The sequence below is a fragment of the secondary endosymbiont of Ctenarytaina eucalypti genome, from assembly GCF_000287335.1.
Taxonomy (GTDB): domain Bacteria; phylum Pseudomonadota; class Gammaproteobacteria; order Enterobacterales; family Enterobacteriaceae.
In genome coordinates, this window is record NC_018419.1 from 1,344,137 (window position 1) to 1,360,885 (window position 16,749).

General features: G+C 43.2%; 7 protein-coding genes and 1 pseudogene. 2 read left to right on the top strand and 6 right to left on the bottom strand.

All coding sequences use genetic code 11. From position 1 onward, the window contains the following. Positions 1-229: 229 nt before the first annotated feature. The 5 genes from glk to dusA form a co-directional block, all read right to left on the bottom strand. Positions 230-1,195 (bottom strand): glucokinase, encoded by a 966-nt coding sequence (gene glk / locus A359_RS03865; protein WP_014888569.1) that lies wholly within the window; start codon positions 1,193-1,195, stop codon positions 230-232. A gap of 329 nt (positions 1,196-1,524) precedes the next feature. Continuing rightward, positions 1,525-1,701 carry a hypothetical protein gene (locus A359_RS04455; RefSeq protein ID WP_014888570.1) on the bottom strand — a complete coding sequence of 59 codons (177 nt, stop codon included), beginning with the start codon at positions 1,699-1,701 and terminating at the stop codon, positions 1,525-1,527. A gap of 1,904 nt (positions 1,702-3,605) precedes the next feature. After that, positions 3,606-3,779, bottom strand: coding sequence for a hypothetical protein (locus A359_RS04460; protein WP_014888571.1), 174 nt, complete (start codon positions 3,777-3,779; stop codon positions 3,606-3,608). Positions 3,780-5,399: 1,620 nt separating this feature from the next. Beyond that, the gene (polA, locus tag A359_RS03870) at positions 5,400-8,186 is read right to left on the bottom strand and encodes a DNA polymerase I (RefSeq protein ID WP_014888573.1); all 2,787 of its coding nucleotides are present in this window, start codon (positions 8,184-8,186) and stop codon (positions 5,400-5,402) included. A 655-nt stretch (positions 8,187-8,841) separates the two neighbouring features. Then, positions 8,842-9,876, bottom strand: coding sequence for a tRNA dihydrouridine(20/20a) synthase DusA (dusA, locus tag A359_RS03875; RefSeq protein WP_014888574.1), 1,035 nt, complete (start codon positions 9,874-9,876; stop codon positions 8,842-8,844). A gap of 1,520 nt (positions 9,877-11,396) precedes the next feature. On the opposite strand from dusA, the gene prmB reads away from it, so the two are divergent. Both prmB and ydiK read left to right on the top strand, forming a co-directional pair. Continuing rightward, positions 11,397-12,293, top strand: coding sequence for a 50S ribosomal protein L3 N(5)-glutamine methyltransferase (gene prmB, locus A359_RS03880; RefSeq protein WP_044104770.1), 897 nt, complete (start codon positions 11,397-11,399; stop codon positions 12,291-12,293). A 1,252-nt stretch (positions 12,294-13,545) separates the two neighbouring features. Further along, a pseudogene (ydiK, locus tag A359_RS03890) lies at positions 13,546-14,649 on the top strand (AI-2E family transporter YdiK). Positions 14,650-14,857: 208 nt separating this feature from the next. Here ydiK and ftnA read toward each other — a convergent pair. Next, entirely contained in the window at positions 14,858-15,364 is a 507-nt protein-coding gene (gene ftnA / locus A359_RS03895; RefSeq protein WP_014888579.1) for a non-heme ferritin, read from the bottom strand. Positions 15,365-16,749 lie beyond the last annotated feature (1,385 nt).

Below are 16,749 nucleotides of genomic sequence, written 5' to 3' on the forward strand. Positions count from 1 at the left end.
TTTCTAATCATCGTAGTCTACGTAAGTATTTTACTTAAATCGTCGAACCCATTATCCTGTGCAAAAGTCTTTAACTAAATGACGTTATTAGGAATGCCGAGTAACGTTTGTATCGCATAATATGAACCTAAATTGAGTCCTCTCTAAGCCCCTTAGCGGCTGCAATGTATGTCACACAAAGTACCTGAGCATCAAAAGAGATATGAGTAGTCTTATTTACCGCCCAGCTTTACAGCTGATAGCCCATTAGCTGCCGGATATGGGCACCGGCACCGAGCAATCCTGGCTGATCATGACGGATTAAGTACACAGGAATATCTAGAAGATAATCTTTAAAGCGCCCTTTATCTTCAAAAGCTGCGCGGAAACCGGAGGCGCGGAAGAAATCTAAAAATCGCGGCACAATGCCGCCGGCAATATATACACCACCGAAGGTTCCCATATTTAATGCGAGGTTGCCGCCGAAGCGGCCCATTAGAACGCAGAACAGCGACAGAGCACGTCGGCTGTCGATGCAGCTGTCGGCTAGAGCTTGTTTAGTAACCTGCTTTGGCAATAGATTTTCAGGCAAGCGTTCGTCGACCTTGACAATAGCGCGGTACAAATTTACCAAACCTGGGCCTGACAGTACTCGCTCCGCAGAAACATGTCCCAATTCCTCCCGAAGCACATTTAGAATGCTGTACTCTTCTTCACTGTTAGGTGCAAAATCTACATGGCCTCCCTCTCCAGGTAGGCTAATCCAGCGCTTCTCTACTTGGAGAAGATGGCTTACACCTAGCCCCGTGCCAGCGCCGTAAATTGCAATTGGCTTTCCGATAATAGAGTGACGGCCACCGAACTGAATAACTTCTTTTTCTGTTAGCATAGGAGTGGCCATTGCTACTGCGGTGAAGTCATTAATAATTTCTAATTGCTCTAATTCTAAGTTAGCTTGCATCGCTTTAATGGAGAACGCCCAGGAATGGTTGGTCATTTCAACCCAATCGCTGTTAATCGGACAGGCAATAGCAATGCAGGCTTCTTTAATAGCAACTTGTTGGCTAATTAGATAATTATGAATGACGCTTTCCAGGTTGTCGTAACCATCGCTGGCGTAGGTATGGATGTGGGAAATCTCTCCAGTACTTAAATAACACAGCGCTAGCCGGACGTTGGTACCTCCAACATCACCGACTAGTACATAGTTTATCATTTTTTTCAGGCTCCACTAACTTAATAGCTGTCTGCCGGCATCTCATGTACGACAGGTTGAATTGATTCTCAATATTACAATAATAACATTTACATCTATTATTGATATAAGTGAGATGCTTGATTATGTTGAATAATTAAGCATGATCGTATGCTGCTAGGTTATGTTGAATAAGATCGATGTTACAAGAATCTGACTGATAGCAAGGCTATTGTGTTATGCGATATAGGAGCTAGCAGTCCTTCTTACATGTTTGATTCAAGTAATCGTGTGTGACTATTTCTATTGCCTACCCATTTCCAAGTTATAGTCATTCGGACTTCAGATCTTCACCGAGAAGTGTTGTGATGTGGAACTTCATTCTTCAGCCGCTGAGGGATGAGGAGAATCGGCTTGCTGTCAATCTCTAGCATGACTGCTGCGCAGTTGCTGGCTTTCAACGGCCTTATGACGCCGCTCATGGCATCAAAGATAGCGGCTGTTCTGTATTGCTCGTTTCGTCGCATAATAAGCGCCTGTATTTTCTTCTTCAAAAGAGCATAATGAGACTCATGCGTATTTTGATCGCTGTCATCTGAAGCTTCTCAGACCTTCCCCCCTGGATCTGCTGTATAAAATGCGGAAGAGCCTATTTATCTTTAGTATCGCTGTGTAATCAGTCAGCAAAGAGATAATAATATTAATTATTGCAGACACTACCAGATCTCAGATAACGCTATCTGTCTTGAGGGATGCAAGTTTATCCTAGATTTTTCATGTCTGCTCACTTAAGAACTTTCAGGCTCAGGATATCAATGAGCACATCAGTGATGATGGAGGGTGTTAACATGTTTATGTTGACATGAAAGCCTCATGTGCCATTTTATTTTTTATCATTTAGTAGTTGTCATGCATCCTGTACGATTAAGCGGAGATCTAGTGCTGGTTGCATATATTGTGAAAATCAGTTTTTTCTCAAAATTTATTTTCTTTTTGAGCAGGAATTGGCGATCGTTGTTCAGCCGTTTAGCTTTTTTAAATCAATGGAGTGTATTATGTTGATGCGGTGCAACTCTTGATTACTACACCGCACAATCATACTGTAAGAAATTAATGAGAAACGAGACAGGAGAGATAAAGAGTATATCCTGCTAAGTCCTTTTAGCAGAAAAGCATCAGACTATGTTGTTCAAAAAACCCACCATGAGCAGCGACCAAACGATTAAAAGCATCCTCTAAAAGATGGTCATAATGTACTTGAAAGTTAGCCAACTAAACTCAGCGTTTAGAGGCTGCAATAAGCATTTTTCTGGTTAGAAAGGATTCTAGATTGCTCCTGAAATTCAGATGAGCATAATGCGCAATCAGAAAGAGGTGATAACGTTATAGACAAACTCAATGCGATGATACTGTTACAAACGACTAATACCATCGCCATCAGGTTACCAATAGTCCTGATAGTGCTATGCTCATTCACTCATGCTAATGCATGCAACGAAATTAACTGAAGCATAAAAGGATCATCAATCATCTATCCCAAGCCTGGCCACAGCGTTTTTCAGGTAGTGCACATTTATTTATATGGTAGAGATGCGGTGAGGGTATTCGTTACCCCTCGCGGTCTGCGTGATTGGTATTAGTAGGTTGGCGTTGAGTGATGGGGCCCTGCTTATGCCGTTGTTGGAGCGATAACGCTAATTGATGTAAAAACGTATGCGTCACTAATGCTAACCGGGAGATATACGCTCTCCACAATCGTTTACTGCGGCATAAAATCGCGTTGATGAGGCACCGTCTCTGGCATCAATCCCGCGTTCCGCGCAACCACTATCGATGATTTTATCATCAGCAATAATGTGGTGAATCGGTTTCAGGCAGGGAAGGAAGAACAGCAAAGTCAAGTTGAGGAGCGCGTGTGTTGTCCAGAGAACGGGGTTGATCTATGGTCAGGACGATGAATGGGTGTGCGTGCTTTCTGCTTAGACCCACAAGCCTATATGCTTTAACTGTGTGTCGTGTGTTGGCGATAAGATCATAATAATTATGCCTTTTAAACGTATTGACGTGGCAAACCTGATAAACATACTCGAAACATCAAAAATGTAGCAGGTCATATTATTTTAGTTTAAACTCTCTATCTTCATGCCGTCGTTGTAGATCTAGGGAAATAAAGCCTAGCCTATTATACTAGGATAAATCTCTAAACACTTGAAGTGATCGCAAAGCTTTCGTCTCCCCGCATCAATCTCCGTCTGCAATGCTTGCGTTAATGACTACTAGGTCGGTCTATGAGGTAGATCTGAAGTGCGGATTTCATCCTACCCTGAAGAAAAGCGCTTATGGATCTTTTTAAGATAGCTTTAGTGTTGTATCTGCCTCTACAACCATTTCTACAATGGTAAGCTAGATTTTGATAGAACTGTGGTAATCCTCAAGTGAGGGACGCCAGAGAAGATTCAAGATAGACTATAGGGGCGATCCCGGAGTATAGAAAGTACGAAATAGACACCCGCTGCGGTCGTCCTAGTCCGTCAGAGATATGCACCCATGCTTCGGCCATTATTCCCTGTTTAGCCAGAGCGAGTAGAGTTGTGTCAAGACCCATAACTAACTCTGGCGATGAGATTTAGTGTAAATATTGAAAATAATATAGTCGCGTCTCTTTCCGGTAGCCCCTTACACACCGCACCGTACTGCGCATGTTTTCGCAATCCTGCCAGATTGTAATGCTTACCACTACCTTGTTGGTCTCGTAGAGCAGGCTAAGATCGCTGGGCGGTATAGTGTACAGCTAGAGGAAAGACGTAACTTTTGATGCAATCTCTGAAAGCTCATCTTTGGACTCTTACTACTGGATTTTGCGCCGTTTTGCGACTACTCCCGTAGTCTATTAGTACCTGGTTGCACTGTATCACGCCCTGCGATTGGTAATAGCAATCCTCCGTCGCCACATCAGTGCCAACTGTAGTTGCAAGGCGGTGTCCGCGCTATGCATACAGGTAACCAGGCCATGTAAGGATTAGAAAAATAGTGGAAACAAGTAATGAGATACTTTCACAATCGCGCTCTTTAGCTAATGAGAAAAGATGCGGTAACTAAGGGGTACCGAATGAGCTGCTATGTTCTAGAGCAATCATCAGAGGCCATGATCCTCATGACTGTCAGAAAATGTTTCTACTTAATAAAGCATCATTTCAGCGAATCACTGTGACAGATGACGGCGTTTATTTCGATCAAGAACCCCTATGGCAAAGCCATAGGGTAATGTTACTTAAGCTCCGCCTTGTAACATAGATTTCAAGCAGAGTAATTCTCTGATGGAACAGTATCAATATACGATGTTTTTCTTTTAGGGGGTGTGGTGAAATACTTTTTTCTATCAGTTTATCACCAGGGAATACATATATTCTATGGGTTCTTAGTCTTTCGTTGAGAGTTTTGCAAGGGAATTTCTTGACTTGATGTTGTAATTCACGGACAATTTTCGGACGATTCTTTTTTGATGAAAAGAAGAAAGATGGTTTTTATTAGCATCAAAAGGCTAACTGAGGGTGATGTTGTCTGTTCAGTTATTACGGGAATAGGCCTGAAAAAACTTGATGGAGAAGAATAAAAAATCAGACAGTGTGGTCTAAACCAAAACGAAACATAGTGTAATTGCCATCTGGCAGTAGACTAAATAGTAGATAAAACTATCTCATCTACATTGATAAATTGTAGAACAGTACTACTATTTACCCGTTATGCTGGATTAAATCAAGTAGCGTTACCAAACAATCAGGAAGACGTTGGGTAATTGTTAATATCTGACTGATAAGCACCACGCGTTGAAAAAGTACTGTCTGAGTGGGAAACCTCATCGCACTTAGAAGAACAAAAGTAGGTGTTTGTCTTCTTCTAATAACTAGAGTGCCCATGGTTCGGTTTCCCATCATTCTGGGTGCTGAATGTGCACTACCTACTAACTATGATGTGAAATTAGGTCAGGCTATGGCGATGTGAACAATACCCCACCACCTAATGCCGGCAGCCATGCTGAGCAACGGGTTTTGTTGTGTCAAAAAAGCCCTGCTAGCGGCCAACCAGTCAAACACCTCCTGCTCTTTAATCAGGGCATCTTGAAATAAGATGATGTACGAAAAGACAGCTTGATAATCTATGATTATAAACAGCCATGATAAAATCTCGCTAAAAAATATACTACTGTGATGAGATGTGAAGTTATTTAGTGAGCCTCTGCCCAGTTTTCACCGACTCCAGCTTTCACCTCTAGCGGCACATCTAGCATAAAACACCTTTCCATTAGCAACTTGATCCGCGATATCGCACTCTCTACCTCATCGCGCTGTACCTCAAAAACTAGCTCATCATGAACCTGCATAATCATGCGAACCGGAGGTGCTTCCTTCTCTAGCCATTCATCAATCGCAATCATTGCCCGTTTAATAATATCGGCAGCCGTTCCCTGCATCGGTGCATTGATAGCCGCGCGTTCTGCGCTTTTCTTTCGTCTGTGGTTGTGTGAGAGGATATCAGGAAAATAAAGCCGGCGACCATCTAGGGTCGATACATAACCTTGATCGCTAGCTTGTCTTCGGGTGCGTTCTATGTAGGCTAAAATGCTGGGGTGCCGCTCGAAATAAAGCTGCATATATTTTTTCGCCTCCGTCTGCGTTACAGAGAGCTGACGGGCCAGACCAAAGGTGCTTATGCCGTAAAGCAGACCAAAGTTTATAGCCTTAGCGCTTCGGCGCTGATCCTGAGTCACTTTCTCCAATGGCATGTTAAAAACATCGGAGGCGGTGGTACGGTGAATATCTTGTCCTGCGAAGAAGGCACTCAACAATACAGGGTCGTGCGAGAGATGTGCCATAATGCGGAGTTCAAGCTGAGAATAGTCCGCAGACACGATCAGCGTGTTTGTTGGTGCAATAAACGCCTGTCGGATACGCCGCCCCTCGTCGGTACGTACCGGGATATTCTGCAGGTTCGGATCGCTCGAAGATAAGCGCCCGGTGGAGGTGACGGCTTGATGATAAGAGGTATGCACCCGTTTTGAAAGCGGGTGGATCATTTTCGGTAGCTTGTCGGCGTATGCGGCTTTTATCTTGGCTAGGCCGCGATATTCTAAAATTAGTGAAGGCAGCTGATAATACAGCCCAAGCTGCGTTAGGACCTCTTCATTAGTGGACGGGGCACCAAGAGGAGTTTTTTTCAGCACGGGTAATTTCTGTTTATCGTATAAAATCGTTTGCAGCTGTTTAGTAGAGGATAAATTGAAGGGCTCTTCAGCGAGTTGATGCGCTATCTTTTCTAGCGCTTCTAGGCGTTGCGTTAACTCCACTGAATGCGCCAGAAGGATATTTTCATCGATAAGAACCCCAGCGCACTCCATACGCGACAGGATAGGCACTAGCGGCATGTCGATTACTTCAAAGACTTTTTTTAGCTTCGGCGTCTGCTGAATACTCGGCCATAGCTTCTGATGTAAACGTAGCATCAAGTCGGCGGCTACACCGGCATAGTAGGCGGACTGCTGTAAGTCGCATTGATTAAATATCACCCGATTATGACCTTGACTTTCTCTTCCTTCGCATTGCTCAGTGGTAATCTGTAAAAAACGGTCTGAGAGACTGTTAATATCATGGGCGCCCGCGATGCTGTTAAGGACATAGGATTCCAGCATGGTATCAAAAGCGATACCAGACAACGCAATATTGTATCGTTGCAAGATACCGCGAGCGAATTTTAGATTTTGGCCGATTTTACTAATAGCGGGGTCTTCCAGGACCGGTTTCAGCGCCGACAATACGATCGCTAAGTTAAGCTTCATCGGAGCATCTAAATCATAGTGCTTAAGAGGCACGTAGGCAGTCTCGCCCGGTTTCACAGAAAAACATAGTCCCACCAAATTGGCTGTCAGCGCATCTAACCCGTCGGCTGTAATATTGAAAGCAAATGCACCGGCGTTTCGGATAGTAGTAATCCACTGTTGTAATGTCGATGTTTCGCTAATGAGCTGGTAGCCGTCTTTTGGCCATGACTTCCCCGCCGCCTCCGAGTAGGTGGGGTGGGAAAGGAGACGTAGCGAAGACGGCGAGGGGGGGATTTTAGGACCTTGTAGCCATTTACCCGCTTTCAGGGCGTCTAACCAGCGTTTAAATTCATAACGCTGGAATAACAGCATCAGCGATGCAATATTAGGATTTTCAACTGCGAGCCGTTCATAAGGTATATTTAGCTCCACATTAGTTTTAATTGTCGCTAACTGGTGGGATAGGAAAGCCACTTCACGGTGCTGAATAAGTTTTTCAGCCATTGTTTTTGCGCCGCGGAAGCTAAGAGTTCTGATGCTATCAAGTTGTTGATACAGCGTTTTTAGTCCTCCTAGTCCACGCAATAGCGCTTGGGAGGTTTTCTTCCCCACCCCGGGCACGCCAGGAATGTTATCGGCACTGTCACCCATTAGGGCTAGATAATCAACAATAAGCTCCGGAGGAACACCGAATTTTAGCCGAACTTCTTCTGGCCCTAGGATTGTATTCGACATGGTGTTAATCAGGGTGATCTTGGGCGATACCAACTGCGCCATGTCTTTATCGCTAGTGCTTATCAGTACATAGTGGCCGTTTTTCACCGCTGCCAAGGCTAGGGTACCGATCACATCGTCAGCCTCGACTCCATTGACGGCCAGTAGCGGCAGTCCCATCGCTTTAACTATCTTATGCAGAGGAGCGATCTGGAGCCGAAGATTTTCCGGCATAGGGGGGCGGTGGGATTTATAGTTCTCAAACAATACATCTCGAAAGGTCTTACCCTTGGCATCAAATACTACTGCTAAATGACTTGGATGGTATTCCACCAACAGGCTTTTAAGCATATTTATTACGCCGTAAATTGCCCCGATGGGCTCTCCGAAGCAATTAGTTAGCGGCGGAAAGGCATGATAGGCGCGGTAAAGATAAGAAGAGCCATCTATTATGATAAATGGGTTTTCTGCGATTTTGACCATAGCATCTTTCGTTATTTTTAAGCAGGAAAATATAAGATTGTCTGGCCAAAAGCCGGCATTGAATAGATACGCATGGATAATAGCATAAAGAAAAGAAAAAGACCGAAAACTAATTTACTCTCTTGATAGAGGTTTGTTGCATCAAGACAGTGTATGTAGTATTTAAAGTTAAGAAATTGATCATGAAAGGGTAAGGTCTTTTTTACAACATAAAGCCTGTGATGATTCCTCTGGTGGCAGGGGCTAGTGTAATGAGATACCAACCCGGTGACAGGTAATGAAAAACATCGTAATATCGTTCAGGAATGTGTGTATTACCACCATAGCTATCAGGCTACCTCATGGTTCTCATGACAGAGACTGAAAGGCAAATCTAAAAGAATTTTTAATCAAATAGGGTTTTTTGAGCTCGTGAGCACTGCTATTCATCTTTTATTTTTTAAGGTATTATAAGATTCTACTCAGATGATGAGTATCAACCGGGGTGCGCTTATGTCCTGAGCGTTGGCTAATATTGTGTATCTCGCTGCATATAGAGTGCAGAAGAGCGACGTTCTTGTATCGTGATAAACACTTCTACTAATGTCAGCGCATACAGGAGCCACAATGTTTTTGACAGTAATGTTCTGAAAGAATGCGTCAAGTCACTCATCTCTTAGTTGTGCTGCACGTAGGATAGCGCTTTAATCAAGACATTAGTATCCGCACTAGGATAGTGTGCATTTTCCCTTAAATAACGGCGCCACTGCCGGGCACCTGGCAGCCCTTGAAACAGACCATGCATGTGGCGGGTAATACGACTCAGGACCGTGCCGCGGTACAGCTCCTTTTCTATATAAGGCAACATGGCGTCAATTGCTGACGCCTGATTTGGCAAAGGATCGGGCGTGCCAAATAGTTCGCTATCAAGCCGTAGTAAAATGCTTGGGTTGTTGTAAGCGGCCCTGCCTATCATGACTCCATCAAGGTGCTGAAGATGTGCTCTAGCCTGTTTCAGGGTGGTGATGCCCCCGTTTATCATTAGCCGGAGCGATGGGAAATCTCTCTTTAGCTGATACACCCGGCCGTAATTCAGCGGTGGAATTTTGCGATTTTCTTTAGGTAGCAGGCCTTTAAGCCAGGCTTTTCGGGCATGAATAATAAACGTCTGGCATCCGCCACTAGTAGAGACGGTATCTATAAACTCACAAAGGAACGAATAGCTGTCCTGCTCGTCGATACCGAGGCGGGTTTTTACCGTTATCGGCAATGATACCGCTTCATTCATAGCAGAAACGCAGGCAGCTACCCGATCTTTCTCCGCCATCAAACATGCTCCTAAGCAGTTGTGCTGCACACGACTCGAGGGGCAACCCACATTAAGATTGATTTCATCGTAACCTCGCTCCTGAGCGGTTTTCGCAGCACGGGCTAGCACATCTGGATTACTGCCGCCTAGTTGCAGCGCCAGAGGATGCTCGGCGTCATTATACGCCAGATAATCGCCTTTACCATGGAAAAGAGCGTTAGTCGTCACCATCTCAGTGTAGAGCAAGGCACGACGGCTTAATTGACGTAGAAAAAAACGGCAATGACGATCTGTGCGATCTAGCATCGGTGCAACACTGAACCGACCTGGCGCGAGCGATGCTAATCGGTTTGATTCCATAGTAGGTCGGTGAGCGTTTTGATGATCGGGGCTTTCAAGCATACCTAATACTTGTGTATGTGTTTTTTAAATTATGACGCAGCACATCTTGTCTCTTAAAAGCTTTTAGTAGAGTATGCGTTTTTTCAGTCATACTATTTTCTCATGATTGCTAAATTTAGAATTGTACGTTGCAGCGTACAGCTCGTTTATTGCGAGGGTAGTATAAAATTCTTTAATTTAGAAAAGCAATGCATTTATTTTGCTATACAATTTTAGTGTAATGTTTTTTAAAAACGAATTTAATCTGATTTTTTTTAAGTATCTTTTGAATACATCAGAATGTTTTGCGACCAGCCCCTAATCGGCTTGTTGTTAAGTAATGTAAATTCTATACATCATTCTGTATTTAGTTAATTAATCTTAATACTCGCTCATTGCTACCTCAGATGACTATACGTATTCTACGACATGCCGCCTATCGAAAGGAAAAGTTTCAAATAATCAACTTTTTTATTTATAAAAGCACTTAATCAGCGTGCTTGCTTCACACTATGGCAGCACAAGTCTGCTATTGCTGAACGGGATAGATTCAACGTCTCCTGGACGCAAGAGACAGCTTGTGTAAGAAGATTAGGTCATAACTCTAACTACTCTGTGATGACAGACATCCTTGGTCGTGGGCCTGCCGCTCATGGGTATAGAGGGCTTTATTCAGTCAGTGTTTAAACCGCTACCACCACTCCTAATATTCTCTCAACTGTTCTCTGCGAAGGCATAGCGAGAAAACCGGAAATATTACAGGATCAAAACGTTAATATGAACTGAAATGAGTTATTTGGTTCTTGATAACTAACGGTATTAAGGTTGTTTGGATTTAGAATGCATGATCTGGCAGAGTCGGCTGTTGAAAAGCGCAGAATATGGCATTAGGGCCATCTTGCAGCATAACACTGCGAGGTATAAAATAATCTGTGTTACTTTTATTGTGCACGTAGTACGAAAAATGCTTTTGATTCTTCTAAATTGGAGAAAGTCAATCCCATTGGATAAGCAGGACAACCTTTTTGATCGTCTATAACAAGCAACATTACTGTTATTATGTTCTGTTGAGGCAGGAAATAAGGCTACTGCTGCCGTTGCTGCGGGCGTGTTTAATATTAGCCGGCTTTGATCAGTATAAGCTTAATGCTGCAGTTAAAGTTATACCCCCAAGAAGTCGTTACGATAAATAAAAATATAATAGCTTATCGCTAGTGCGTAGTGGCTGAAACGGCCTGGCCCCACTGCACAAGACTGCTAGGTGTGCATCTAAGCCTTATACTAATAGAATGCGAAAATAGTCGAGGAAATCGTACGAGTGCCAGCACTTAATCGTTATCACTCTGTTAAGAAGGGTGAAGAAGTGTTTTTATCACCTTAAAGACAACGTGTTCGGGGTGAAGATTGGATACATATTCTTTTTTCAAAAAATCCTTTTTCGATACATTGAGTACGTTTGCATAGCGTCATGCTTTTGACAAAAAGTGCAGCCTTCGGAGGGAAAATTGAAAATTTTTTTTGAAGCTGAAGTGGTGGCAGAAATGCATACCATCCAAGATGTACTGCGCTGGACGGTTAGTCAGTTTAATGGCGCACCGCTCTATTACGGCCATGGAACCGATAATGCTTGGGATGAAGCGTTGCATTTGGTCTTGCCTAGTCTTGTCCTGCCTCTAGAGTTCCCTCAGGAGATGTATAGCTCGCGCCTTACGGCGCGAGAGCGCGCCGGCGTGGTCGAGAAGGTGGTGCGCCGGATTAATGATCGAATTCCCGTGCCGTACTTGACTAATAAGGCTTGGTTCTGTGGTCTAGAGTTTTATGTTGATGATCGGGTGTTGATTCCTCGTTCACCTATTGGTGAACTGATTATCGATCATTTTCGCGATCTTTTGCCGCATCCCCCGGAGCATATCCTGGATATGTGCACCGGGAGCGGCTGTATTGCCATCGCCTGTGCCTATGCTTACCCCCATCCTAAGATAGACGCAGTAGACATTGCGACCAGGGTGTTGGCGGTGGCAGAGCACAATATTCAGATGCACGGCGTTGAGCATCGGGTCACCCCGATTTGCTCTGATTTATTCCGTAACTTACCTCCGAGAGCCTATGATGTAATCGTAACTAACCCTCCCTATGTGGATCAAGAGGACATGGACGATTTACCAGCAGAGTTCCACGCAGAACCGGTTCTAGGATTGTCCGCCGGCAGCGATGGTCTGAATCTAGTGAAGCGGATCCTAGCCTATGCAACTGATTACCTTGCAGAGGATGGCGTCTTGATTTGCGAAGTAGGTAATACGATGGTGCATTTGATAGCAGAATACCCCCAAGTGCCCTTTCGCTGGTTAAATTTTTCTCACGGAGGAGACGGCGTCTTCATGCTAACACAGCAGCAGTTGATTACCTGCTGCGAATTTTTCAACTGTGACCGTGATTAAACCTTTTGGGTTTCGCTAAAGAATCACCTTTGGCTGAGACATATCTCTTGTGTTTATTGGTTATTAGCTAGAAGCGCTAGATAAGTGTTTTCAAGATGATAGCGCTATTCCTGTTCTGTACTGTTTATGCCATATTTATGATAGACATAAATAACTTTATTGTATAAAGATCCTGTGAACTGTTGGTTTAGCGCACGTGTTCATTTCTGTAATGTAGCATAAGTTTTGTTAAACAAACGGGGAGTTTTGGCAAAAATTGATGCAACTCAGTATATATTTAACAAATAATCTTTGTACAGAGGCACTGTTGAAAATGATGACCTGAATCAGGAAAACTTCCCCTGAAGTGGCGTAATTTTTTGATAGCATGAATGCAGGAAAGAGTGTTGTGGAATGGGCGGCCCAAATGTGTCTTAGACGTTAGGGCGCACCGCTTATCTACTTACAGTGGGTTTCATCAAGACCACTGTGGTAAGAAAGAAGCTCTATCATTGATAGAACTAACCTTCAACATGTTTGGTGAATCAGAGAACGTCCGACAGAAGAGTATCAATAAAGGCTGATTATGAAAGAACGATAGTCAGACAGTAAGATCGGGTAATGCATGTTATGATCTCTGCTATAATTACCGTATAGCAGTACTACTGATAAAGAGGTGGTACTAGATTTCATGCAGTCGACCCAACAGCGAATACGGGTTTCATTGGATGAAATCATTTACGATACATGTTGTTCTTGGAAAGCACTGTTTGCAGATAGGCGCATAAAGCTAATTGTTTTATTTCTGGGAAGTGCACAATATTCACCGGCCTCTATCACTACGAATGCATTGGCGATTAATAATCAGCATGTAATTGGCAGTAATCATACCAGGAACATACAAGTAGCGGGCATGCTAGCTGATTGAAGGTATGGCAGCGTGTTCCTGTTCAAAATACCTCTGGGTAGTCATCGGAATCTGCTGTATGATAACCGCCAGTTAACGACAGGCGCTTACGATAGTTAAAATATTTAAACAAAGTGACGTTGTCAGTTATGTTGTACAGCATTTACATTACATAAAAATAGCCCAAACTTTCATTACAGCATAAATAGGCTACTGTATTTGATGGAGCTGTTACATAACGAAAGTCATCCTTTTCCCCCTATCAAATAAAGCCAATATACATCATTAGTATATTACTCATTTAGTATTTGGCGCTCTTCTGATCGCTCTTAGCTCCCTTGCATAATATAGGGAGAAAGGTGTGTCATGTATCTTCCGAATTTAGTACACGATTTACCTAGAGTGTTATTTAGTATTACTTTTATCGCCATGATGGCTATCGGCTGCTTTTGGGTGGTTCAGTTTTTTATGCTTGGCTGTTTGTGGACATCTATGTTGGTGATAGCAGCCTGGCCACTACTTATTAAAGCACAGCTTCTGCTCTGGGAGAGACGTTCTCTTGCAGTCACAGTCATGACATTACTGCCGTTTGTACTGCCGGTCAGCATTGTGCTGAGCAGTATCGTCAATAATAGCGCATCTGCGGTGACCTGGGCGTCCAATCTGAATAAGGTGCACTTGCCGACTCTTGCCTGGCTGTGCAGGAGGATGTGGCGATGGCGGGATGCAAGCTCCATGGCGCCTGGCAATCGCTGCTTGCCAGCGGTTTCGCCCTTTTGATAAGTAAGGGATTCAGCCTTATATCGGTCAGGCTGCCACGTGGATGCTGAGCCAAGCAAGCAGCTAACTTAGGTAGTCTACTACTCCATTCTGGAACAATGCTATTTTTCAGCATATGGCCGTATCTCCGTTGTGAAAGCATAGGCATGAAGGTGCGCGATATTTTGCTATTTTCCTAGGACGGGAACGTGGCGACGCTTTAGTTTTTCTGCCCGCACAAGCCATTCGAGCGGTAGCGCTAGGGGGCAGTACTAACTGCGATTGTTCAGGCTGTCGTGGGAGGTATCGGCCTGCTGATTGCTGGCATTCCACTAGCAACCGTACTAACCATCGTTTTTTTCGTAATGTGAACCGCCCAATCAGGCTCCTTGCCGATACTGATCCCGATGGGGGGTGTGTGATATGGCTGCATTGGAGTGGTAATAGAACCGGGGCCGATTCTGCTACTGGTCTGGAGCTGTGCGGTGGTTATTCTGGACAATATTCTACGGCCTATTTTTACTCATATGAGCGCTGATTTGCCGATGCTGATCGTGCTATGCGGCTTTACTGGCCTTCGGGATGATTGGTTTATTTATCAGCCCGGTAGTGCTGGTAGTATCCTGGAGATTAGTGTTTTCCTGGATGCAGGAAGTAGAGGTTTCGGAGAAAATTGACAACCCTGAGACACCTCTCAGGGAGTTACATTAATTGCAACTCGCTCTCTGCAGCGCAGAGAGGATAATCGTTTCCACGTGCTAATTGACATAGACCGACGATGTGAGTGATAATATCCTTGCAGAGCAGGAATATGAGCTTTAGGTCTTCCTCATGCGTATCAGCATGACTATATCATTGAATATCAGTTACTGATCAGCGATGAATGATACTTAAAAATATGAAAAATCAGGGAGTGTATTCAAAACGTGCCATCATGGTTATTTAGCTTCTTGAGTTCCCGATCGATAAAGAAAAGGCCATTAGCGTCAATGTTGACTAGTGCAAGTTTTTCTAAGATTGACCGGAACATCTTTTCTTCTTCATGTTGCTCAGCAATATACCACTGCAGGAAGTGAAACGTTGAATAATCTTGCAGCGTCATGGCAAGATGAACCAACTCGTTGATCTTATGGGTGATCAACTGTTCATGTTTGTAAGCAAGGCTTATCAGCTCTCCGAGGGAAGAAAAACCGACAGGCGGCGCATCGATAGCTCCTAATATAGGCATGGTCCCAGTGTCATTGAAATAATCAAATAGACGACGCATATGATCCATCTCTTCGCTGAACTTGGTTTTAAAAAACTGCCCGGCACCTTCGAAGCCTTTTTCATTGCACCATGCACTCATTTGTAAATAGAGATTAGCGGAAAAGAATTCGAGATTTAATTGTGCATTAAGTGCACTGGCCATTTCTTTTTTTAACATTGCTTGCCGTCCTTTATAATGCCAGTTTTATAGCAAAAAACCGGATGATTTTAAACATGAACCATGACTTAAGCTCGGATGATACTACTAAACAACTGCATATCATCTTCTGAATCACTGATCATCTATTTTTTTACCTATTTTATTAGATAATGCATCTTATCTCAAGTGCTTTGTTAAAACGGCACGATTTAAGTAATCATTCGCTTACCTTAATGCATGAATATTAAATAATTTTCTCCATGAAAATATTAAAGCTGAGACTTAATCAGTGCTTTACGTACATTCAGAAGCATGTAATATGCTCGAGCTTGTTGCAGTAAAATGCATGTGTTTCAGCCATGTCATCTCAGACGAAAAAGTCTTATCTTAAAGGGTTTATCCGTCTATTCGTTTAGCCGAGCACTCTTACTACCCAAAGAGGATTATCAATTAACATCTTGATGATGAAATGGGTATTTGATATCTCACTTAGAGTATTAAAAAATTTTAATGGCTCTATTTTTTTAACTTATTAAACTACTGCTCAGATGCCTAGACTTTTTTACATCAGCAAGCAAGCATAAGACAGCGCATATCACCATAAAACATAAATACAAGGCATAATCCACCCTCCTCATCACGGAGGGCAAAGGTTGCAAAGCAAAAAGCGAGTTTTTTTAAGCGTTATCTAGCAGCAGCCAGTGTAATACATACATTGTATTTTGCTGCTTTATTGTGCAGTATCGCCACTGCCGCGAAGACTCTGCCGGATGGGGTCCACTCATCCTACATATTATCACATTATTAGCTGATAGCGCTTATGATTACAAGCACTTTTGTAATAACCTGGTGCGGAAGAGAAAGGTAGCCGATGACCCCACTAGGGCGGGGTAAGTAAGATTAGAATCATATATCATATACCAATTCAGCATCAGCATGAAAAAAGCACGGCAAGATGGAAAAAGCCAGTTATTACCGGTATTCATTGACTGAGATGAAGAATATTTCGGGTTAAAAAATGCCTTATGTTGATTTAAGTCTACGTAACTACAGCACTGCTCCTGGAGAAGCGATGGCAATAATCAGAAATTCTCAGTGAAGTTAGCACTGAGGAATACTACCGAAGAGCATTCGAGGAAAATAGAATATTTTTCTATCGGTTGATTATTACATACTTTCATTGATTTAAGCATGATCCTTAACAGGTCAACAATGATGCGAATAAAGAATGCATAAACTAATAAAAGTGTAGAAAAATATAATCTAATCAACTAGCACTTTTTAGTGTGCCGCATTACCGAGATGATTGTATTTCAACAATACCGAAAAAAATCGACGCCTATACCGCTCTGATGAAAACAGTACGATCATTAGATAGTAGAATGTACCAATGAGTTTTATAA